General features: G+C 49.2%; 29 protein-coding genes and 1 pseudogene. 5 read left to right on the forward strand and 25 right to left on the reverse strand.

What is annotated here, in order from left to right:
* Positions 1-4: 4 nt before the first annotated feature.
* The 21 genes from ACTQY1_RS04380 to ACTQY1_RS04480 form a co-directional block, all read right to left on the reverse strand.
* A complete protein-coding gene (locus ACTQY1_RS04380) occupies positions 5-604 on the reverse strand; it encodes an HK97 family phage prohead protease (protein ID WP_279002466.1) in 600 nt (199 codons plus the stop codon).
* Positions 594-1,871 carry a phage portal protein gene (locus tag ACTQY1_RS04385; RefSeq protein ID WP_441373835.1) on the reverse strand — a complete coding sequence of 426 codons (1,278 nt, stop codon included), beginning with the start codon at positions 1,869-1,871 and terminating at the stop codon, positions 594-596. The genes ACTQY1_RS04380 and ACTQY1_RS04385 overlap by 11 nt, the downstream gene beginning before the upstream one ends.
* A 16-nt stretch (positions 1,872-1,887) precedes the next feature.
* Entirely contained in the window at positions 1,888-3,555 is a 1,668-nt protein-coding gene (locus ACTQY1_RS04390) for a terminase large subunit (protein WP_441373836.1), read from the reverse strand.
* Positions 3,552-3,911 (reverse strand): hypothetical protein, encoded by a 360-nt coding sequence (locus ACTQY1_RS04395; RefSeq protein ID WP_441373837.1) that lies wholly within the window; start codon positions 3,909-3,911, stop codon positions 3,552-3,554. The genes ACTQY1_RS04390 and ACTQY1_RS04395 overlap by 4 nt, the downstream gene beginning before the upstream one ends.
* A gap of 174 nt (positions 3,912-4,085) precedes the next feature.
* Positions 4,086-4,427 carry an HNH endonuclease gene (locus ACTQY1_RS04400; RefSeq protein WP_441373838.1) on the reverse strand — a complete coding sequence of 114 codons (342 nt, stop codon included), beginning with the start codon at positions 4,425-4,427 and terminating at the stop codon, positions 4,086-4,088.
* A gap of 181 nt (positions 4,428-4,608) precedes the next feature.
* A complete protein-coding gene (locus ACTQY1_RS04405) occupies positions 4,609-5,109 on the reverse strand; it encodes a hypothetical protein (protein WP_441373839.1) in 501 nt (166 codons plus the stop codon).
* 390 nt (positions 5,110-5,499) lie between these two features.
* On the reverse strand, positions 5,500-5,703 hold the full coding sequence (locus ACTQY1_RS04410; protein WP_441373840.1) for a hypothetical protein: 204 nt from the start codon (positions 5,701-5,703) through the stop codon (positions 5,500-5,502).
* Positions 5,704-5,881: 178 nt separating this feature from the next.
* Positions 5,882-6,223 carry a hypothetical protein gene (locus ACTQY1_RS04415; protein WP_441373841.1) on the reverse strand — a complete coding sequence of 114 codons (342 nt, stop codon included), beginning with the start codon at positions 6,221-6,223 and terminating at the stop codon, positions 5,882-5,884.
* A gap of 11 nt (positions 6,224-6,234) precedes the next feature.
* Entirely contained in the window at positions 6,235-6,675 is a 441-nt protein-coding gene (locus ACTQY1_RS04420) for a single-stranded DNA-binding protein (RefSeq protein ID WP_441373842.1), read from the reverse strand.
* Entirely contained in the window at positions 6,668-7,063 is a 396-nt protein-coding gene (locus ACTQY1_RS04425; protein ID WP_441373843.1) for a hypothetical protein, read from the reverse strand. The genes ACTQY1_RS04420 and ACTQY1_RS04425 overlap by 8 nt, the downstream gene beginning before the upstream one ends.
* A 2-nt stretch (positions 7,064-7,065) precedes the next feature.
* On the reverse strand, positions 7,066-7,467 hold the full coding sequence (locus ACTQY1_RS04430) for a hypothetical protein (protein WP_441373844.1): 402 nt from the start codon (positions 7,465-7,467) through the stop codon (positions 7,066-7,068).
* Positions 7,468-7,479: 12 nt separating this feature from the next.
* Positions 7,480-7,671 (reverse strand): hypothetical protein, encoded by a 192-nt coding sequence (locus ACTQY1_RS04435; RefSeq protein WP_441373845.1) that lies wholly within the window; start codon positions 7,669-7,671, stop codon positions 7,480-7,482.
* 19 nt (positions 7,672-7,690) lie between these two features.
* Entirely contained in the window at positions 7,691-7,939 is a 249-nt protein-coding gene (locus ACTQY1_RS04440; protein WP_441373846.1) for a DUF3310 domain-containing protein, read from the reverse strand.
* A gap of 5 nt (positions 7,940-7,944) precedes the next feature.
* Positions 7,945-8,868, reverse strand: a complete 924-nt coding sequence (locus tag ACTQY1_RS04445) for a phage replisome organizer N-terminal domain-containing protein (protein WP_441373847.1) — start codon at positions 8,866-8,868, stop codon at positions 7,945-7,947.
* 87 nt (positions 8,869-8,955) lie between these two features.
* A complete protein-coding gene (locus ACTQY1_RS04450) occupies positions 8,956-9,414 on the reverse strand; it encodes a hypothetical protein (RefSeq protein ID WP_441373848.1) in 459 nt (152 codons plus the stop codon).
* A 1-nt stretch (position 9,415) separates the two neighbouring features.
* Positions 9,416-10,162 (reverse strand): MBL fold metallo-hydrolase, encoded by a 747-nt coding sequence (locus tag ACTQY1_RS04455; protein ID WP_441373849.1) that lies wholly within the window; start codon positions 10,160-10,162, stop codon positions 9,416-9,418.
* Positions 10,159-10,926: a recombinase RecT gene (locus ACTQY1_RS04460; protein WP_441373850.1), complete on the reverse strand. Its 768-nt coding sequence runs from the start codon at positions 10,924-10,926 to the stop codon at positions 10,159-10,161. The genes ACTQY1_RS04455 and ACTQY1_RS04460 overlap by 4 nt, the downstream gene beginning before the upstream one ends.
* A gap of 133 nt (positions 10,927-11,059) precedes the next feature.
* Positions 11,060-13,021, reverse strand: a complete 1,962-nt coding sequence (locus ACTQY1_RS04465; RefSeq protein ID WP_441373851.1) for an AAA family ATPase — start codon at positions 13,019-13,021, stop codon at positions 11,060-11,062.
* Between the two features lie 91 nt (positions 13,022-13,112).
* Positions 13,113-13,280 (reverse strand): hypothetical protein, encoded by a 168-nt coding sequence (locus ACTQY1_RS04470; protein ID WP_441373852.1) that lies wholly within the window; start codon positions 13,278-13,280, stop codon positions 13,113-13,115.
* A 278-nt stretch (positions 13,281-13,558) separates the two neighbouring features.
* Positions 13,559-13,792 carry a hypothetical protein gene (locus tag ACTQY1_RS04475; RefSeq protein ID WP_417208823.1) on the reverse strand — a complete coding sequence of 78 codons (234 nt, stop codon included), beginning with the start codon at positions 13,790-13,792 and terminating at the stop codon, positions 13,559-13,561.
* Positions 13,792-14,091, reverse strand: coding sequence for a helix-turn-helix domain-containing protein (locus ACTQY1_RS04480; protein ID WP_417208821.1), 300 nt, complete (start codon positions 14,089-14,091; stop codon positions 13,792-13,794). The genes ACTQY1_RS04475 and ACTQY1_RS04480 overlap by 1 nt, the downstream gene beginning before the upstream one ends.
* Before the next feature lie 78 nt (positions 14,092-14,169).
* Between ACTQY1_RS04480 and ACTQY1_RS04485 the strand changes: the two genes are divergently transcribed.
* Entirely contained in the window at positions 14,170-14,598 is a 429-nt protein-coding gene (locus tag ACTQY1_RS04485) for a hypothetical protein (RefSeq protein WP_441373853.1), read from the forward strand.
* Here ACTQY1_RS04485 and ACTQY1_RS04490 read toward each other — a convergent pair.
* The 4 genes and pseudogenes from ACTQY1_RS04490 to ACTQY1_RS04505 form a co-directional block, all read right to left on the reverse strand.
* Positions 14,573-14,749 (reverse strand): hypothetical protein, encoded by a 177-nt coding sequence (locus ACTQY1_RS04490; protein ID WP_337543729.1) that lies wholly within the window; start codon positions 14,747-14,749, stop codon positions 14,573-14,575. The two genes, ACTQY1_RS04485 and ACTQY1_RS04490, sit on opposite strands and share 26 nt — an antisense overlap.
* A complete protein-coding gene (locus ACTQY1_RS04495; RefSeq protein WP_441373858.1) occupies positions 14,742-15,194 on the reverse strand; it encodes a phage antirepressor KilAC domain-containing protein in 453 nt (150 codons plus the stop codon). The genes ACTQY1_RS04490 and ACTQY1_RS04495 overlap by 8 nt, the downstream gene beginning before the upstream one ends.
* A 36-nt stretch (positions 15,195-15,230) precedes the next feature.
* Positions 15,231-15,524: pseudogene (locus tag ACTQY1_RS04500) on the reverse strand (BRO-N domain-containing protein); the annotation flags it as partial.
* 28 nt (positions 15,525-15,552) lie between these two features.
* A complete protein-coding gene (locus tag ACTQY1_RS04505) occupies positions 15,553-15,768 on the reverse strand; it encodes a toxin-antitoxin system, antitoxin component, Xre family protein (RefSeq protein WP_441373854.1) in 216 nt (71 codons plus the stop codon).
* Positions 15,769-15,928: 160 nt separating this feature from the next.
* On the opposite strand from ACTQY1_RS04505, the gene ACTQY1_RS04510 reads away from it, so the two are divergent.
* The 4 genes from ACTQY1_RS04510 to ACTQY1_RS04525 all read left to right on the forward strand — a co-directional run bounded on the left by ACTQY1_RS04510 (position 15,929) and on the right by ACTQY1_RS04525 (position 18,573).
* Positions 15,929-16,321 (forward strand): helix-turn-helix domain-containing protein, encoded by a 393-nt coding sequence (locus ACTQY1_RS04510; protein ID WP_303226091.1) that lies wholly within the window; start codon positions 15,929-15,931, stop codon positions 16,319-16,321.
* Entirely contained in the window at positions 16,318-16,587 is a 270-nt protein-coding gene (locus ACTQY1_RS04515; protein WP_441373855.1) for a hypothetical protein, read from the forward strand. The genes ACTQY1_RS04510 and ACTQY1_RS04515 overlap by 4 nt, the downstream gene beginning before the upstream one ends.
* Positions 16,588-16,601: 14 nt before the next feature.
* Positions 16,602-17,378: a hypothetical protein gene (locus ACTQY1_RS04520; RefSeq protein WP_441373856.1), complete on the forward strand. Its 777-nt coding sequence runs from the start codon at positions 16,602-16,604 to the stop codon at positions 17,376-17,378.
* 127 nt (positions 17,379-17,505) lie between these two features.
* Entirely contained in the window at positions 17,506-18,573 is a 1,068-nt protein-coding gene (locus ACTQY1_RS04525; RefSeq protein WP_441373857.1) for a tyrosine-type recombinase/integrase, read from the forward strand.
* The last annotated feature ends 116 nt before the right edge of the window (positions 18,574-18,689 follow it).

The following is an 18,689-nucleotide window of genomic DNA, read 5'->3' on the forward strand; positions in this document are numbered from 1 at the left end:
TTTCTCACAGATAGGTTTGGACAATGAGCTTCTGCCGCAGTTTTTCCTGGGCTTCCCGCTCCTTCAATTCGTCAACAACGGATTGCCCGTTCCGGGCGGTGATGCTGGTGCCGTCATAAGCAGGGACATCCACCGGGGACACATCGTAGACCATGCTGATATGACGGATAGTCCTTGTCTGGGTCTTGTTTGCCTGGTCATTTTCCCATTCGTCTTTGTCTACGGCAAAGGCAAAGGACATTTTGGAAATATCTCCCCGTTTGATCAGTTGGTAGATATCCTTGCCGGCCGTAGTCGGAGCGATTTTGGCGGAAATTTTAAGGCCGGTTTCATCCGGAGTGACTGTCAGCGTCCCATTGGAACTCCTGGCTAGAATCAAGGCTGCATCGCTGTGGTTATACCGCAGAATCACATCGCTCATGTCCGTCCGGCTGTCCACGGCTTCCGGAGCAATGATTTCGTAGTACTTGGTGCCGCTGAAGGGAGATTCCCAAAGCAGGGTCCGCTGTTGGAAAACCGCAGCATACCCCTCCACATGGAGTTCTTCCCCTCCTCCGTCCGCCGCCCGGATTTCGACATTCCGGATTTCAACTCTATTCGTCATCCCCATCACCTCCTTCCGTTGTGTCATCATCTTCCGTCCGTTTTTTCTTCTTTTTGTCCTGGTCTTCGTCAGCCCCGATCTGATACTTACTCTGGTCCTGGCTCTTGACGTAGTTCAGGGAAACCACGATTTCTTCACCTTCCTTGCCAGGCAGGCCTGCATACCCGAACAGTTCCCGGATTTCGTTCCGCTTAATGGCCCCAGCCGGGATCATAGCAGCAGCGATCTGTACTTTAGAACGCGTGCTCATATAGGTCAGTCGGTTCCCTTCGAACACGATTTCGTTCCCATATCCCCGTTCTTTCGGTGTGAAAATCTTTTCGGTGAATTCCTGGGAAAGCTTCAAAGCAATGGGAGCCACCGTGCTTTCATAGAAAGCCTGGTATTCTTCTTCTGTGAACTCCCCGGAAACGATATGCTCGGAAACGCCAAAATACTTGTAAAGGTTGTCCCGAGCGAACCGCATCTGCTTGTCGCTGAAGGTCTGGGTATCAGTGGTAAGTTGCTGGAATTTGCCCCTGTTGTCCAGGGAGCCGATCCCGCTGCCATTAGAAGGACCCGCAAAGCTTTCCACGAATTTCCGCCACATGCTCTCCTGGTCTTCTGGCCGGACCGTTCCGGTCCACTGGATGATTCCCCGGAGCTTGGTGAAGTTCTTCACAACGTTGATCACTGCAGTTTTCACAGCCTTCAGCAGGTTGATGTCTTCGGCCAGGATCTTGCCCTCCGGGTCCCCGAACAGTTCATCCCGGCAGAAGTGCCTTCGGATATGGATCAGTTCCCCATATGGGACCGTAGCCTGCTCTCCAGAGTTGAAAAAGAACTTGCAGTATAGATTCCCTTTGTCGTCCTCAAAAAGCTCTGTGGAAGCGAAATTCAGCGGCCAGATGGCTATCACATTTCCGTTCATGTCACGCTGGACATAAACAAAGAGATTATTGTAGCAGTAATACTGGGCCGTGATCTTTTCTAGGAACTCGCTGGCCGTCATGAGAGGGTTCGGCCGGTTCCCCAGGAGGTACTGCAGCCGGCTGTCCGCATTCTTGACGATATTCCCATTTTTTCGGACGATATGCCGCGGATGCAGCTTCCCTACATGCCGGGCAATGGTGTCGATGCAGTTTCGGCCAGTGGCATTGTCATAAGCGTCCCCGTGAAATGGGATGAAGTCATTGGAATAGCCGTCCAACAGTTTGGCCCTGGTCAGATTCCTGGGCCCGTTGAACAGCTTGCCAAAGATGGTATTGAACATCGATCTGATTTCCATGATTTCACCCCCTTCCCTAGATAAGGTTCATGTAGTCTTCCTTGTATTTCTCATACGCCGTGTAAGCGTCCAGCAGAGAAGCAAAGCCGTCGATACGCTTCCGTGGGTTGCTGGTCTTGCAGGGCTGGATGTTATCGTTCCGGTCCACATCCACGGCCACGTTAGCCATGCACCACTTCAGAACAGGGTTGTTGTCGTAGATGATCCGGCCGGCCGTCATGTCGGCGGCCAGGTTCTTCATAGGCCCAGACAGTGTTTGCTTGCCCTGGGCAACAGGGACCATGATGTCTTCTCCAAACCGTTCTTCCATAGATTGAACCAGGTACTGGGCTGACCATCGGTCGTAGCCGCATTTAAATAAATAGATGTCGTCCTGTTCCATTTCATCGACGAACCATTGAAGGATGAGCCGGTAGTCATTGCGGAAGCCGGGCGATGTCCGCAGCCATCCTTTTTCTTTCCAGATGTCATAAGGTACCTGGTCTTCCCGCACCCGCTTGTCCAGCAGTTCCTCCGGGATCCAGTACATCTGCTTTACGTAGATGTTTGGATCGTCCCGGACACAGAAGAGCATGGTAGCACAGGTCAGGTCCGTGGTTTCAGAAAGGTCAAATCCCCCGATGCCGTATTTAGGCCGGAGGCTCTTGAGATCATAGGTGGCTTCGTTGTTCAGCTGGTCGAAGCTAAAGAAGGCCTGGCCGCTTGTCTCTCTGACGTTGAAGTCTTTGCAGAGCAAATTCTTAACCCGCAAAGCATCATGCTGGGCCTGGTATACCTTCTGAGCCAGGATTTCCCGGTTCTTGATGCTTCCCAGGCCCGGGTTAGCCTTTGCCCAGCAGTCTGGATAGGCCCATTCCTCTTTTTTGTCCAGCTCGTAGACAATCGGGAGTACCGTTTCATCCACATAGCCTTCTGGATCGTCATATCCTTTGATGATCCGTTCACATTCGTCATATTTCAAATCGAAAATGTTGTCCCGGACCGTGCCTGCGGTGGTGGTGATCACACAGAGGGGCTGTTCCCGGGCGGTCATGCCGTCAACCAGGACGTCATACAGGTTTTTGTCCTTCAATGCGTGAAGTTCATCGATGAGTACGCCATGGACGTTCAGTCCATCTAGCTTGTCGGAGTCACTGCCTAAAGGCTCGAAGGTCCCTTCATTGAATCCGCACCGGATTTCACTGACTCGCAGTGCCAGGCGCTTGGCCAGGGCCGGGCTTTTCTTGATCATGGACCGGGCTTCCTTCCAGATGATTTTGGCCTGGTCTTTTTTCGTAGCAGCAGAATAGATTTCCGGACCTGCTTCCCCGTCGGCCACAAGGAGATAGAGCCCTATGCAGGAGGCCAGTGTGGATTTTCCGTTCTTCCGGCCGATGATCAGAATCAGCTGCCGGTATTCCCGGAGCCCCGTGTATTTATCCACGAAACCGAACAGGGCACTGATCAGAGCCTTCTGCCATAATTCCAGGACCACCGGCTTGCCGCCCCACTTGCCCTTGGAGTGCTTGCAGAATGTCTGGATGAAGTCAATGACGTACTGGGCCTTCCGGTCATCGTAGATGTAAGCAGAGTCACCGTCCCGAACCAGCTTGTCCATCAGGTGCTTGTAGGTTCTCCGGACCTTTTCCGAGACCACAGCTTTCCCGGATTCAATCTGGTTGTAGTACTTTTCGATGTAGTTCATCGTGGCCGTTCCTTGATGAAGTCCGTCAGGGCATCCTCAGCGTCCGGCTGGGCCGCCACTGGCAGACACTGAATGAGGGTCCGGACTGCATTGACATAGTTCTTGAAGGTGGATGAATATGCTTTAGACACCGTGCTCTCTTTTGTCCCAAACTGATTTTCACCATTTTTGTACTCCTCCACGAAGCCTTCGGCTTCCAGTTTGGCCATCAGACCTTCCAGCTGGACTTCCAGGTGGGCTACTTGGGTAATCAGCGGCCTCACCAGGGCCAGCTTGTCTTCGTCTGCCGTAGCCAGGATGCCTTCTATCTCCTGGATCCGTCTCTTGATCTGTGTTTCCGGTTTTAGCCTGCTCATTTCCTCACCTTCTTTTTGTTTTTACCAGATTACCTATACCCCCCTTAATTTGAGGATAACTACACCCCCCTGGCGGTCACCTTGCGTTTTAAGCGAAGGCCCGCCCCCGGCGTAGCTTTTTCAGGAATCAAGGGCTCACGTAGGGGGGTACCCCTAACAGGTATAGGCTCAAAGTCATTTTGTTTTTGAGATTGTATTGTGGTTTATGAGCCCCACCGGCTGCCCCTCGTCGTCGAACAGCACCTCACGGTCCAGCCCCTGCCCGTGCACAGCATTGTGGCAGTAGATGCACAGTAGCTCCAGGTTGTCCCACCCATAGACCACGCTGTCGTCCGTCACGTTATCAGGAGTCAGGTGCTGCTTGTGATGGACGATGAACCTGGCCGGCTTGCCCGTGCCCACGAAGCTACGGTTGTGGCAACGCTCGCACACGTAGTGCTGGCTCTCAGCATAGGCCTTGGCCACCTTCCTCCAGCGGTGGCTGTTGTATATGTCCCGACTGAAATCCCTGGCCATTTCGTTTCCACTTCCTGTTTCACTTTTGATTTTCAATTTTTATTTTTGTTTTTATTTTGGGCAAAAGAAAAAGCCATGCTGTCTGCATGACTTTGTTTTCCTTATTCGATTTTATACTATCAGTCTATCACGGAGATCTGCCTGTTTCTGCTTGAATTCTGCGGAATTCTGCGAAAATCTGCTAACTCTGTAAAAAGTCCAGGGAAAGCTGTTCCGGGATATCATCGAATCCAAATACCATGATGCTCAGTCGGTAAAGAGCCATATCTGCCTGGCTCCTGCAGGTACTGTTCGGCAGACCTGAATAATAGGATGCTGCGTCCCAGGTCTTGCCCTGGATGTATTTCACCTTCAGGATCCGGAACTGGATAAAGTCAAATGACTTCAGGCTTTCCAAGCTCCTCTTCAGCCGGTTGAAAGTCGGTTCGATTTTATCTAGTTCTGCCCGGTAGTTTTCCAACTGTGTCTGTAGCTTTTCCCGATGGAAAACATCTTTTTCTTCGGAGGAACACTTTTCTCCTCCGCTGCCGCCAACTGCTGAAAGGCAGGGAGATTTCGGAGCAGCTTCCAGATCCAACATCCTCTGGCAGTCCTCGATGTCTGCATTCACATTGGTAATGTACTGTTGGATTTCATTATAATGCTCCAAAAGGTCCTGAATCGTTTTCGTACTGCTTTTCATTCCCTTTCCTCCCTTACCTGTTCGTTATTTCCGAATTATTTCCGCATTGCTCTCCTGAAGGCTGCATCCGCTTCCGATTTCCGGCTGGCATAGCAGCGCCTCTCGTTATTGCATTTTCGGACCCGTTGGCCAAATTCGTCTCGCATCCAATGCCAGTCTGCAGGGCCAAGATTCCGACCACAATAAGCACATTTCCCAAAATAGATCCGTCTGGAGTCTTCTCTGTCAATCAGTTCCTGCATTTCATCCAATCCTTTGAAGATCTTCCGTCTATTCCTTCTTGCCATACCTAATCCTCCAAACGCCTATGAATCATGACTAGGCTCAGGACGAATCCGGAAATGAATCCGCCCAGAAGCATGCCTAATCCAAAGATCACCATGTTTTCCACTATCTTTGCCTCCTTCCTTTTCTGGCCATGTACCGTTCCTTCCGACGTTCCCATTTCATCATGCAGTTATACCCGCAGAACCAATGGATGCCCATAAAGTCATGGATTTTGTATTTCCATCTATCAACGGAAGGATGCTTGTAAAAAGTCTCCCCGCACTCTTCGCATTTCTTGAAGTTTCCTTTGAAGCTGTACATGCTCATTTTCATTCCCCCCGATATGGGCAGATAGTCACCTCAAAACATTTCTTTCCAGCACAGCCAGTACAGGTCACAAACGGCCAAAGCCTGTCATACTTCTGGAATTCCTTTGGGCTTGCCCACTGACATCCAGTGCAGCGCTTTTTAATCCTGGCTTCCTGCCTTTTGGCGTCCACGACTTTCATGGCTTTCCTCCCGCTTCCCATTCCCGGTAGAGCCGGAACCAGTCGTCTGCCCCCATGGTCACCTTCCATCTGGTGCCGTTTTTTCGATGGAAAACAGCTGGGATGTTCCCCGTAGTCTTCCCTGCGTCCCTGGTGGCTTGCGCCAGGGCATCGTCCAGGTTCAGGTGCTCCACCCGCTTGACCTCGATGTGGATCCCCGGCAGGCCTACCACATCGGCAGTGCCCTCTTCGTTATTGCCACAGAATTGGGCAGAGCGCCTGGCTTCATAGCCCTGTGCCCGGCAGAGCCGGACCACTTCCAGTTCCCCGTTCTTGCCTTTCTTTTTCCCGTTGACCATGCTGCCACCTCCTAGAACGGAACTTCTTCATCAAACTGAAAGTCAGAATCATGGGTCACATCCTGTCCGAACCTTTCGAACCCTTGTTTTTCCGGTTCAGGTTTCTTCTGGCCGGCAGCCGGATTGCTGCCATAGCCCTTCCGCTCGATGAATTCCACCCAGTCGGCAATGACTTCCGTCATATAATGCTTGTTCCCGTCTTTTCCATCAAAGCTACGGATCTGCAGCCGGCCCTCCACCAGGGCTCTCTGTCCTTTGCTCAGGCTGTTCCCACAGATTTCTGCGGTTTTATTCCAGGTCTGGATAGGAATGAAATCTGCTTCCCGCTGGCCGTCCTTCGCAGTGAAGGGACGGTCAACAGCTAGAGTGAAGGTGCAGGCCGTTTTTCCCGTGGGAGTGACCCGGACTTCCGGATCCCGCACCAGACGGCCCAAGAGGATGATTCTATTCATGGTTCTTTTTCTCCTCCTCTCTACGCATGGCTCTAATCAATCTGACTGTCAAATCCCTTTCATAGGTCTCTAACTTGACGATTTCTTTACCCAGAGTGTATTTGCCATCTTGGTCATTGTCGCTTAAAGTCATTTCATCCCAAAGGCCTCTAGCTAAATCCAGGTGGTTAATCAGGAACACCCGTATAGTTCTCATCAGGTCGATGTAACCCGGATCCTTCCCGTTAGACGGAACAAAAGGACATGCGAAGATGTGCTTACAAGGCGTTGGTGCGTGTGGGTTCAAAACACGACACGCTAATATTGGAATCCATTTGTTCTTTTTGAGCTCTGAAAAGCTACTATAAGCGTCGCTGTACTTGCAACCAATGCAGATTTTTTCGTCCATAATCATCTTCCTCCTTCTTGGGGTACTATCATAATCATCGATTTGATGATTTTTTTAAAGTTACGGTCAAACTCTTTTACTCCAATAATCCAGTTTTTCAAACTGACTTTCGGAAATGGTTTTCGATAAAAAATGACGGGACCTCTTGACACTTCGAATAGCACTCCCATTACCGGGGCCCACACTAGCCTGGCTCGATAAGACAGTGAGAAATTTCCGTTGAAGGCAATACATCCATCATAGTATCTGGCATCCGTAGGACCCGGATGCTCCGTATGGCAACGGTCAGCTAAAGCGAGAGTATCAGGGTCAAATTTTGGCCAATGGCGCAGCTTCAAGAACAGGACCGTGAATCTACCAACGGAATAATCATCTACGGCATGCACAAAACGAACAGAGCCCATAGTCCTGCCTCCTCAGTCATCGTCATCGAATCTCGGAGCATCGGTGATTCCATCGTCCTCGTTTCGCCAGTCGGCCTCATCCTGGGCATCTTGCCACTCTGCGTAGTAATTCGTGACGTCAGGCGTCCCATCTTTCCCATTTCTGGCCACGGCATAGCCGTCGCCGACTACTACTACAACCCAGGGATATTTCTTTTCATCCATGATTTTTCTCCTTCCCTCCTTAGCCTTTTTCCTTCATGAGATACTTTCTCAGCAAGCTCGTATACTGTTCTGCCTTCATCAGATCCATGTCTGCGGACCCTTTTTTCGGGTACCGGAAAAGATATTTGATGATATTCCCCATGTAGTAAGCTTCCATTCCGCTCAGCCCTCTGGTCATGATTTCGATCACTTCAATGCATTCAACGCCCTTCCAGGTGTAGTGGTTTGGATGGTGAATCATATCCTCCACTTTTTCCAAATTATCCATTATCATCAGTCCTCCTTGCAGCTGCAGATGTAGTACTTCCCGTCATCGCCCTGATAGACCCCAGATCCATGACAGAAAGGACAATCTTTTTTCGGTTTTCCCTTGACCTTGTCCAGGGGATAGAAGCCAATCCAATTCTTTTCAGTGGACTGTTCAACGATTGTTCGCTGGACTTTTGGATCAGACGACAGTTTTCGCAGCTCTCTGAGATTTCTCCGTACCGTTGTAGGGTTCAGCGGTTTTCCTTTTCCATCCCGCATTTCGGCCCACCGTTTCAAGGCCGACTGGAGATCGGAATCGTCACTGAAGGCCAGGAGCTCTTGCCCAACCTTTGAATCACTCAAAGAGCCCGCCCGCCCATGGTCTACAGGAAAGTTATCCACAGATTTATCCACAGGAACAGAAGAAACGTCCCTATGGGTTGGGTCTTTGTCTAAGTCTAGGTCTTGGTCTGGGTCTTGGTCTGTAAGCGTTACGTTGACGTGAAGTAACGTCTCAGTAACGTTATTTTTATTGCAACTCGCTTGTAAAAGCGCATTTTTCTGTTTTTCTCTCCATTTCTTTTGTCGTAAACGGTTCTTTTCGCGGGCTATATCAAATTTTTCAGATTCGCTCTGGTATTTACTCCAATTTGATATAGCATAAGCGCCATTGATTCGCTCGACCATGCCAAAATTCTCAAAAGTTTTCATAGCTTCATGAACAGTAGAAAGCTTTCTGCGAAAAAGAGTCGAAAGCATTTCGTCATTATAAGCGATACGTTGATTTAACCGGAAAACACCATCATTATTTTGCTTTCCCGCAAATACCAATAACTTGAACCAGATGACCAGGATAGAGTCTGCACTGGGAAGTGCTTCGATTAACTGGATCTTTTCGTCATCGAAAATATCCGTGACGATTTTGATCCATTTCATGCCATCGGCCATGGGCAATCACCTCCTTTCTCCAAAGATTTCCGTCAGGATGCCTGATGCAGAGGTACTATTTCCGGTTCAGTGTCCTCTTCTTCCTCTTCAAAGAGCGATTTCTGCCCCCGATGTCCACCAGCATACAGCTCCGCTTCGGCAAAAAAGGTTTTTGAAGGGCTCAATGGATGACAGAGCGTCTTCCGGGATCCCGGTAAGGGAGAGCGTCACATATTTTCCCAACAGGTGGTTGTACACTTTCACGGCAAGGGAATACCGTATGCCATTCTTTCCCCGCACCCTGGATGCCTTTAGAAATTTGACTCTCCGCATGAGACTCGATTCCTTGTCACTCGGAATCACAGAATAAGGTCTCATTTCAGCCAGTCGGCAGAAATATTCCGGCATCGTGGCAATGGCTGCATCCAGTTCCGGTCGTGCTGGTTCTTCACATTCCAGGACAATATGGTCAGTCAGACTGTTGTCCCGTCGAATCAGATAATCCACCACATAACAGCATTGGTCCTCCGGGTCGTTCTTGATGCTATTGACGTATATCTGCTCCATTTCATTTTCCTCCTTCACAATAGACAGGGACTCCTGTTATCCTTTGGATCTGCCTGATGAACTCTTTCGGATTTCCATTCTGCTTGCTTACATGGATCAGATGGACTTCCGACAGCAGATCCAGTCCCCCGATTTTCTTTTCTTCCTCCAGCCAGGCCTCCAGGGTTCCGATTTCCATATGGGTCTTCACCGTCCGGTTCTTCCTGGCCTTAATCAGGTCACCCTTAACCAGGGAATCATTGATGTAGTCAAAGTTGTAGTTCGCTTCCACCATCATTTTGGTAAGTCCCCGGATCCGATAGGGAATGAACTCGGTATCCGTGGCGAATAAGACCACATCACCATCTTCATTGGCGTCCCATTCCCGGATGATGAAGATCAGCGGTTCCGCAGCATCATGGATTGCGGGAATGGCGGAAATGAAAAAGTGATGGGCATGGCAGCCGGAAATCTTATACCCGACTCTCCGGAACAGCATTGATTGTTCCAGCCCAAGCTGCTGGGCAGTACCCTGGGAGCAGTAAATAGGAATCAGATGGTTCCGGATATCATTCACTGCCCTGGCATGGTCTCCGTGCTCATGACTGATGCAGCATCCTACAACCTTGGACAGGTTCCACTGGATCGCTTCGGCGATTTTCTTCCAGGGGATGCCGCATTCCAGGATAAGAACTTCGCCCCGGGAGTTGGTCAGCAGGTAGCAATTCCCTTTGCTCCCGGTGGCAATCGTCCTGATTTTAATGCTCAAAATGCTTTCTCCGGCATGACAACGCTGCTCTTATGTTCCTGCTGCGGAACTGCAGCGGGAATGGGTACCTGCAAGGAAGGAGAAGCCGGCGGAAGTTCCTGGGGTTCAATGATTTCGCCGGTAGCCTGTTTTTCCAGTATCTTGTTCTGGTTGTCCAGGTCGGACCCCTCGCTTTCAATGATTCTGGATTGCTGGTATACGTCATCGATCTTGCTGGGGTCCAGGGGAATGGCTTTGGCTGCCTTGATGATCAGTGTCTTCTTGGCCATGCCCCCATACCACTGGCTCCATACATTGTCGCTCTGAGCCAGGGCTCTGTGCTTATTGATTTCAGCTCGGTTCATGATTACCAGCTTGTTCTGCATGGGGTTGTCATAGATGATGTAAACGAAGCCTCCCACGATATCTTCATCCTTCTTCTCTGCCAGGATATCTTTAGGCGTGTATTCAAAGGTGTCATAGGGATGGTGCATGTCACGGAAATGGGGAATGAAAGTGTCCCCTTTGTAGAGCAGCCTGGGCGTCGCATCCTGGACTTTCCCATAGCTGTACTTCATCGCCCGCCACAGATATCCGTTGGATCCAAGCTGGAAGGTGAACCGGAATTTCCCGGCATTTTTGTCCCGTCTGGGAATCGGGAAGAGCGTATTTTCCACCCGCATATCAAATCCCATCTGGGCATTGTTCACCAGATCCTGGTACAGCTTCTGGTCCAGCACAATATCTGCCCAGGTGATTCCTTTGCTCTGCAATGCGTTTGTCATAGCTGTCTGGTAACCACGGATTAGGTTAAGCTGGGCGTTAGTAGGCTGGAATCCATTTTGTCCGCCTACTTCCACAACCGTCTGCACAAAGCCTTTTCCAGTACTTTTCACTACTTCCTTGGAATCGTTCATTTCAGTTCTCCTTTTCTACCCGCAGGGTCTTGTCTTTTTCACTGACCACCAGCCTGATCATCTGGGCTTTGGTGGGGATCAATTTGGTCACAGATTCGGCGTTATCGAAGAAGATGGGGGCATCTTCCCCATACACATCGATCAGAGTGTTGATGACATCCAGGCCAGCATTCACCCGGAAGCCCGTGTTCAAATCTTTATAAGGGACTCCCTGGAAGGAAGCCTCGCAGCACTCTTCGATCCCGTCGTTGCTGATGTTCGGCTTGAACATGACGAACCGGACATACTTGAATTTCTTGGCCGCCAGGGCATTGACCATTTCCGCCTTCTTCCGCAGGAAGCGGTCACAGAGGTACAGCTTCCGTTCCAGGTCCGTCTGCTTCTGGGCCAGTTCCCGACCCTGGTGGAGTAGTTCTCCAATTCTGGCCTGTATCTTCTGGTTGACGTCCTCGTAGTTCCGGATCTGCTGGGCTGCTTTCAGCTGTTCATTGGCCTCCCAGATTTCTTTATCCAGGTCTTCTGCCTCATGGCTGGGCCGACCGGCAGCAAGCTGATCTTCGATTTTCTCCAGAGAATTCCGGAGAGCCACTTCCGTATTCCCGGCCGGAGGCATCTCCAGGGCTGTGAGCTTGGCTTGGATGGCTTTCACCATCTTCCTGGATTCTTCAAGCTGAGGGCCCAAGGCAGCTGCCTGATCGGTCAGGTCTTTCAGTTCCTCGGTCAGTTTCTGCTTTTGTTCAGTCAACTTTTTCCCGCATTCATTGATTTGTTTGAGCTTTGCTGCCTTCTGGTTGTTGAAGGCAGCTTCCTCACGTTCCATCCATTCCCTGGCTTCCTGGAGCTTTTCTTCCGGCATGGTTTGCCCACAGGTGGGACAGATAGTCGTGATTTCCCCTCCCTCGAACTGTATTCCGTATTCGTCATCCCATGACTTCCGGAGATCCTGGAGCTGTTCTTCAGCATGGTTGATTTCGACCTTGACCTTCGATGCTTTGTACATCAGGTCATCGGCCTTTCTTTCAAGCATGGTGCCTGTGCGCTGTTCGGCATCAAGCCGTTCCTGGATTTCATTGGCTTCTGTCCGGTATGCTTCCTCCCGCTTGGCTTCCAGCTCTCGGATCTTGTTTTCCACAGAAAGCTTCTGGCTCTGGAGTCTGGCTTGTACCCCTGCAGCCAGGATAGAAGCTTTCTGTGCCTGTAAATCTGACAGGACTTTTTCGAGGTGGTCGACGGCTGCTGCCTTCTCATGCTCTTCAGCGGTCAGCGGTTTCATGGCCTTCCGGCATTCGTCGGCTCGGGGCTCACATTCAGCCCTGGCATCGGAGGTTTTCTTGATGGTCTGCCTGAGGGCCTGCCGGGTTTCATCAATAGACCGGCCGGCAGCCATGGCTGTCACTTCTGCAAGTGCAGGATCCGCAGCAGCCACATCAGCATCACTGACTTCCCCGCATACCTTGGTGAGGATGCTGCGTCTTTCTTTCCAGGATAGTTTTTCATTGAAGAACAGTGGATCTGTCAGCAATTTGAACAGCTGTTCCGGGATCATGCTGCTCACAATTTCCTGGTAGCGTCTGCCCGGAACCTTGGTCAGGACTTCCCCGACCGGCCCGAAGTAGAAGTCCGTGGTGTTGCCATCATAAACTGCCCGGTCAGTGCCTCTGGCTTTCCGCCACCGTTCTTTATACTCCCGGCGCAGGACCATGGTTCTGCCTTTGTTTTCAACTGTCATTTCCACGGCATGCTCCATCTTGGGGATTTCGTCCCCCATGGCATTCCTGGTCTTGATGCCAAAATCCTTTTCGTCCTTGGAGTTTTTCCCGAAAAGGCACCAGGTGAAGGCATCAAACAGGGTAGATTTCCCTGTCCCATTGGATCCGTAGACCGCTACGTTCTTACCATCTGCATCCAGGCTGAACTCCCGGACTCCCTTGAAATTTTCCAGCTTCAATTTCAAAAGTTTCATTTTTCATCCTCCCGTGATAGAATGGAGGTGATAGTGTTGGGAAGCATTATCACCTTTTGACTACCGTTGGCAGTGCAGTGCCAACGGTTTTTTATTTTGCTTTCTGGCCATTCAGGACCAGTTTGGCCGCTTCGGCTACTGTCCTGGAAGCGAACTTCTTCGGGTACACTTCGATGGAACCCGTCTGCCGGTTGGTCCGGATCAGCTCCCAGCAGTTGATGCCGATGGCTGCCCGCCATTTGGTCTTGTCTTTTGGCATGTGTTTCTCTCCTTTCTCACTTTCTGACCCGAATTTGTAGCACCTTGCCGGGTTGGAGAACCCCTGGATCCGGGATGTCATTGTCTACCCGGCACCGGTCGATGATGGTCCGGATATCTTCCGAACTTTTCAATTTAGAACAGATGTCCCAGAGAGACTGTCCTGGCAGGACTACTCGGGAATATGTCTCATACGGAGCTTTTTCCCGTTCAACCGCTGATACTCCGTGGCTCAGGAGAGTCAGGCCAGCCAAAACAAGGACCACAGCTGCCAGTTTGTCATGCGTCTTCATTACCATCATCCTTCCCGTCTTCCATCACATCAAACCCATCATCCAGCTTGTCCATGACAACCTGACGTTTGGTCATCAGGTCATCCAGATCTTTGCCCAGAATCATCACCGCGCTGGCATCCAGCACAGGATGGCCATAAACGTCAATATCTCCGACTTTATCGGCCAGGTCGTCTACCGCATCGAGAAAGTCATCATCAACCAGATAAAATCTTTTCATTAGTCCAAAACCTCCTTTTTTACACCTTCCAGGCTCCGGTTGGCGATTTCCACCAGGAGAGCCCGCAGCTGCCTGTTCTTTTCCTGTTCTGCCTTGAGGCGCCGTTCCAGCATGGCACATTCCGGATTGTAATTGGCCCCTCCAGTGTTCAGGATGGACATGATATAACGCTTGGAAAACCGGACGCCGGGTATTTTCAAGGTTTTCAGTGCCCCGCTGGCCACCATCTTGTAGACCTGTGATTCAGAGTACTTCAGGATTTTCATGACTTCCTTGACTCCGATGGCCTCGTCTTCCATAGCCGTCACCTCCTTCGTTTCCACAATCTCTATACACGAATACACATCCTCTTTTGGTATAATGCCAAGAGAAGGGAGATGAGTTCGATGGGGTACTCACGTGAAGATTGTGAAAAATTGGTTATGCTTGCAGATGATGATGGAAAAGTTCGGTATAAAGATATGCACGAAGCCTTTCCAAGTGCATCTTCAAGATTCTTTTACGACTTGATTGGGGATGATTTCCAAATGAAACATGGTTTAATTGATCCCCGTCTAATCCGTTCGACACCTTCTCAGATTATGCTTTTCTGGGATCACTGCCCAGAAGATTACAGAGAAGGGTATGAGTTCAAGCCTGATGATACGTTCAACCTTTCTGTTCATGGTGCGAACCTCCGTTACGAAATCAAAAAAGCGGAAGCACAGGAAAAAATCACGATAGAAACCTTGCGATGGGCAAAAATTTCAGCTCTGCTTGCATTAGTTGGTATCCTCATCACTATTTGGCAGATAGTGAAAGGATAAGCAGCAGATTGAAAAGTGTAACAACAATGGCAATCAAAACATATCTTTTTGCCAGTCGGATTTCTTCCCGAAATGTTTCAGGAGTATAATTCCACCAGTCTTTCAGCCTCATGATCAAATGAGGCTCTTTCTTTTTCCCCTCTTCAGTCATGGGCTTCCCTCCCTGCCAGAAACTTATTCACGAAGTACTGCTGGCCTTTGCCAGTCACCAGGGTTGTCCTGGTCAGTCTCACGGAGCCATCCGGGTTGTTGATGGTCCGCTCTTTTACCTTGAACAGATCCATGTCCCTGGCCCGCTGGGTCGGCATGTTCTTGTCCGCTCCTGATTTCATCAGGTATCCATGATCCCGCAGCCACTGGAACAGCCGCTTCTGCCCAATCTCCACTCCGTTCTGGTGAATCAGTTTGGCCAAAGCTCCCACCAGGATGCCGTCTTTGCTGACACTCACCGCATCGGCGAAGATCTCTTTGGGCCGCATCCGCTCATTGTCGGCTTCCAGGGCCCGGTTTCGTTCCTGTTCCTGCTTCAGGTTCTGGAGGATCTGGATCATGAAATCCGGATCCTGCAGGGATTTCTGGATGACTTCCGGTGTCATATATGCGCCGTGCTGTCGGATGGCTGGGATAACCTCATGAGTGATCCACCGCTTGAACTCTTTGGCTGAGGGAAGCTTACTGGATAGAACCAGGCTGTAGAGTCCGGATTCATTGATGATGATTGCTTTGCATTTGTAATTTGAACCACTCCCCTGAATCAGGGTACTGGTTTTGTCTTCTTCATCCACATGGTTTGCAATGGCATTTTCAGGCTTTGCATACCCGAGTATTTCAGCAACGTCCTTGCCAACAAACCAAGGCTCATTATTGAGAATCAAAGTTCTGACACTACCAAACTTATGGCTTTTAAAAATTTCCATATTCTTCATTACATTTCTCCTTTGCTATTAGTGATTATTAATCACCAATTTCGGCAAAAAAAATGTGATCTCGTTCTTCGTCACTTAGCTTCAGCAGTTCTTGAAGCTTCTTAATTTCCGTTGCCTTGAACTCCGAAAGGTTATGGATTTTCTTCCAGAATCCCGCATAAGTAAGGCCTAGCGCCTTAACCAAGTCTTTTTTAGTTATTCCGGCTCTTGCAATAGCAGCATTTAGCTCCGCAGTATCAGTCATTTTCCTCACCTCCTTTGTTGATTTTTAATCACAAGCTGATAATACAACTTTTGTGATTTATTGTCAACATAAGTTTTTCTGTTTTTATTTTTGTTGATTTATAGTAACTAAAATAATATAATTAAGCCATGGACATGTATCAGAAGGGATAGTGGTTCATATGACATTAGGAGATAAAATTAGAATTAGACGGGAAGAAGCCGGTTTGTCTCAGGATGAACTTGCCCATAAACTTGGATATAAATCACGTTCTACAATTGCTAAACTGGAATCTGGTGTGAACGATTTGACCCAATCAAAGCTAAAAGCATTTGCAGATGCGTTGAATACTACGGTCGCAGATCTTCTTGACTGGGATGACCCAAACGAAAAAAGCAATGATGAGAAGCCTTACTACCTGGATCCAGAAACGGCCAAACTAGCGCAAGAATTAAAGGATAATCCTGGCCAGAGAATCCTGTTTGATGCATCCAGAAATTTGACTCCTGAAGATATAAAAGTAGTGATGACTGTAATTAAAGGCCTGAAGGCCAAAGAAGGAATCGATGAATGACTATTATCCTGACTTATCAACCGCTCCCCCCTAATGTCCCCGCATTGGTCCATGCTAACCCCGATGATTCCTATACAATCATCGTCAATAAAGATCTTTCTGAAGAAGGCCGCAAAGAGGCTTTTCGGCACGAAGTCAAACATATAACTGGAGGTGACATTTACAAAGAGGATAGCATTAATACCATAGAGGCTTCGTGTCATAGCAATACCGCCAATTTTCAGATTAATGAAAATGTGGAAATCTATGTGAAAGATGGAGAATGAAAGGTTGTGTTGTTATGTACGCATTATTCGGATTCCTCGCAATGATTGCTACGATAATGATGATCGTAGCGCTGATCAAACCTAAATGGGGAACTTTTGGCAAAAGACCGGAATGGAATCGTAAAAAGGCTGCAGGCTTATGGCTGGCTGCTTGTATCGTCCTTTCCGGGTTGGCCAGTGCTACCACTCCTCCGGAAGTAAAACAGGCTCAGCAGCAAAAGGCAGCCCAACAGAAGATGGAAGAAGAAGCAAAAAAGCATGTCTTTGCTAAGAACTATGGTTTTACCATGGAACAAACGAAAGCCCTAGACGAAGCCCTTGAATCCGTTGGTATCAAGAAGATCAAGGATGCTACCAAACAAGGCGCTCATGACTATGTGCTGGAAGTCGATGCCGGAAGCTACACTCCGGACAAGAACACTATCCATGTTTTCTGCGATGAAAACAACAAACTCCTGGCTATTAAATATCGAGCCATCACATTGTGGACGGATGGAAAACCGGTCCACCAGATTGGTGATTATATCATGAGCACTTCCGAAGAGCTTACCGTTACTCGAAAGAGCAAAGAGATGGTTAAGAAAGTTTTGAAAGCCCCTAAATCTGCAAGCTTTGATTCTGGGACATTCAAATATTACAAGAGCCAGGGCGTCATTACTCTTATCGGGACAGTCGATGCCCAGAACAGTTTTGGAGCCATGATCCGTTCCCAGTTCAAAACACAATTCAAAGAGGAAGATGGGAGCCTGAAACCGATTCACTTTACTTTTGAAGGCAATCAACTGCTCTAAAGAATAAAAAAATCCCCGCCGGTACTGCGAATACCGACAGGGAGAAGCGTAACCCACCTACCAAAGGGGTTTACTCTATCATTGTACCACAGAGGCCCCTTTCTGCCCAGAAGGAGGCCGATTTTTTATGGAATACAGTTTCAGTTATCGAGAAAAGAACGGATCTGTATGCCTAATCTTGTCTTACAAGGTCGGGAAAAGATGGAAGCAGAAGACCAAACAAGGATTCAAGACCCAAAGAGAAGCCAGGAAATACCAGGATACCCTCCTGGCCCAGGTAAAAGAAACCGCTGGGCTGACGGATGATATCCGACTGAAGGATATCTCCCTCCGGGATTTCTTCCCGATTTTTGCCCGGGACAGGAAAGAGTTCCTGGCTGCAAACACACTGAAGAATTATTACTACGGCATCAAGAGCCTAGGGGATACAGCTGCCATTCCCATCCGAGAGCTGACAACGGTAGATTTGACCAATGCTCTTATGGGGATCGACGGAAAACCATCCAGCAAAAAGATCCGGCTGCGGTTCATTATGCCGGTTTTAGAGCACGCGGTCAAGGTTTATAAAATCCTCAATGTCAACCCGGCAAAGGGGATACAGCTGCCCCAGGATAAGACACCAAAAACGCTGCGGGCATTCAGTCGCGAAGAACTAGATCAGCTGCTCAGACTGGTAGATCATAATCCTACCTACAAACTCATAGTCATCCTGGGAGCCAACACAGGCATGCGGTTCGGAGAAATCATGGGGCTGCCCTGGGACGCCATAAACTGGACCGCCAGAACCATAAAGGTAAAGCAACAGTACAACCTGATTGGGCATAATAAATATGGAATCACCTATTGCAAAACCCGTAGCAGCAATCGGATCATCCCAGCGTCCCAGACTGTCCTGCAGGCCCTAGCGGTCTGGAAGAAAACCATGCCAATGACAATCACTGGAACCGTTTTTCAGCTGAAGAGCATCAAGCCGTTGCAAACCAGACTGAACGCCCTGATTAGAAAGCATTTCCCTGGGCGGTCCATCCATGCCCTGCGCCATACTTTCGCAACGCTTCTGTTATCCCGGACTGGAGACATCAACTTGGTAGCCCACATCCTGGGAGATTCAGTAGAAACCGTTTCCCGTGTCTATGTCAACTACACGGAAGACATCAATCAGGTAGCTGCGGAAGCCATTGGATCCTTGTACTAAATATTGGTTCTTTGTCAAATGTTGGGGTAAGCTCCAATTCATCTACCACACACGGACGTGAGCGATTTTTGCTCACGTCTGTTTTTATTTTAATTTCACCATCGAAAGCAGTAAAA

The organism is Acidaminococcus sp. HCP3S3_G9_1 (genome assembly GCF_052122455.1).
Classification (GTDB): domain Bacteria; phylum Bacillota; class Negativicutes; order Acidaminococcales; family Acidaminococcaceae; genus Acidaminococcus.

Bases quoted from the DNA above. Each gene is read 5' to 3' on its own strand.
- ACTQY1_RS04515 (WP_441373855.1), top strand. From the start codon at position 16,318: ATGACTATTATCCTGACTTATCAACCGCTCCCCCCTAATGTCCCCGCA.
- ACTQY1_RS04505 (WP_441373854.1), bottom strand. From the start codon at position 15,768: ATGACTGATACTGCGGAGCTAAATGCTGCTATTGCAAGAGCCGGAATA.
- ACTQY1_RS04465 (WP_441373851.1), bottom strand. From the start codon at position 13,021: ATGAAACTTTTGAAATTGAAGCTGGAAAATTTCAAGGGAGTCCGGGAG.
- ACTQY1_RS04400 (WP_441373838.1), bottom strand. From the start codon at position 4,427: ATGGCCAGGGATTTCAGTCGGGACATATACAACAGCCACCGCTGGAGG.
- ACTQY1_RS04510 (WP_303226091.1), top strand. From the start codon at position 15,929: ATGACATTAGGAGATAAAATTAGAATTAGACGGGAAGAAGCCGGTTTG.
- ACTQY1_RS04520 (WP_441373856.1), top strand. From the start codon at position 16,602: ATGTACGCATTATTCGGATTCCTCGCAATGATTGCTACGATAATGATG.
- ACTQY1_RS04410 (WP_441373840.1), bottom strand. From the start codon at position 5,703: ATGAGCATGTACAGCTTCAAAGGAAACTTCAAGAAATGCGAAGAGTGC.
- ACTQY1_RS04445 (WP_441373847.1), bottom strand. From the start codon at position 8,868: ATGGCCGATGGCATGAAATGGATCAAAATCGTCACGGATATTTTCGAT.
- ACTQY1_RS04395 (WP_441373837.1), bottom strand. From the start codon at position 3,911: ATGAGCAGGCTAAAACCGGAAACACAGATCAAGAGACGGATCCAGGAG.
- ACTQY1_RS04525 (WP_441373857.1), top strand. From the start codon at position 17,506: ATGGAATACAGTTTCAGTTATCGAGAAAAGAACGGATCTGTATGCCTA.
- ACTQY1_RS04430 (WP_441373844.1), bottom strand. From the start codon at position 7,467: ATGGGCTCTGTTCGTTTTGTGCATGCCGTAGATGATTATTCCGTTGGT.
- ACTQY1_RS04425 (WP_441373843.1), bottom strand. From the start codon at position 7,063: ATGGACGAAAAAATCTGCATTGGTTGCAAGTACAGCGACGCTTATAGT.
- ACTQY1_RS04385 (WP_441373835.1), bottom strand. From the start codon at position 1,871: ATGGAAATCAGATCGATGTTCAATACCATCTTTGGCAAGCTGTTCAAC.
- ACTQY1_RS04495 (WP_441373858.1), bottom strand. From the start codon at position 15,194: ATGACACCGGAAGTCATCCAGAAATCCCTGCAGGATCCGGATTTCATG.
- ACTQY1_RS04475 (WP_417208823.1), bottom strand. From the start codon at position 13,792: ATGAAAAGATTTTATCTGGTTGATGATGACTTTCTCGATGCGGTAGAC.
- ACTQY1_RS04390 (WP_441373836.1), bottom strand. From the start codon at position 3,555: ATGAACTACATCGAAAAGTACTACAACCAGATTGAATCCGGGAAAGCT.
- ACTQY1_RS04490 (WP_337543729.1), bottom strand. From the start codon at position 14,749: ATGACTGAAGAGGGGAAAAAGAAAGAGCCTCATTTGATCATGAGGCTG.
- ACTQY1_RS04485 (WP_441373853.1), top strand. From the start codon at position 14,170: ATGAGTTCGATGGGGTACTCACGTGAAGATTGTGAAAAATTGGTTATG.
- ACTQY1_RS04470 (WP_441373852.1), bottom strand. From the start codon at position 13,280: ATGCCAAAAGACAAGACCAAATGGCGGGCAGCCATCGGCATCAACTGC.
- ACTQY1_RS04460 (WP_441373850.1), bottom strand. From the start codon at position 10,926: ATGACAAACGCATTGCAGAGCAAAGGAATCACCTGGGCAGATATTGTG.
- ACTQY1_RS04450 (WP_441373848.1), bottom strand. From the start codon at position 9,414: ATGGAGCAGATATACGTCAATAGCATCAAGAACGACCCGGAGGACCAA.
- ACTQY1_RS04405 (WP_441373839.1), bottom strand. From the start codon at position 5,109: ATGAAAAGCAGTACGAAAACGATTCAGGACCTTTTGGAGCATTATAAT.
- ACTQY1_RS04480 (WP_417208821.1), bottom strand. From the start codon at position 14,091: ATGGAAGACGAGGCCATCGGAGTCAAGGAAGTCATGAAAATCCTGAAG.
- ACTQY1_RS04440 (WP_441373846.1), bottom strand. From the start codon at position 7,939: ATGGATAATTTGGAAAAAGTGGAGGATATGATTCACCATCCAAACCAC.
- ACTQY1_RS04420 (WP_441373842.1), bottom strand. From the start codon at position 6,675: ATGAATAGAATCATCCTCTTGGGCCGTCTGGTGCGGGATCCGGAAGTC.
- ACTQY1_RS04435 (WP_441373845.1), bottom strand. From the start codon at position 7,671: ATGGATGAAAAGAAATATCCCTGGGTTGTAGTAGTAGTCGGCGACGGC.
- ACTQY1_RS04415 (WP_441373841.1), bottom strand. From the start codon at position 6,223: ATGGTCAACGGGAAAAAGAAAGGCAAGAACGGGGAACTGGAAGTGGTC.
- ACTQY1_RS04380 (WP_279002466.1), bottom strand. From the start codon at position 604: ATGACGAATAGAGTTGAAATCCGGAATGTCGAAATCCGGGCGGCGGAC.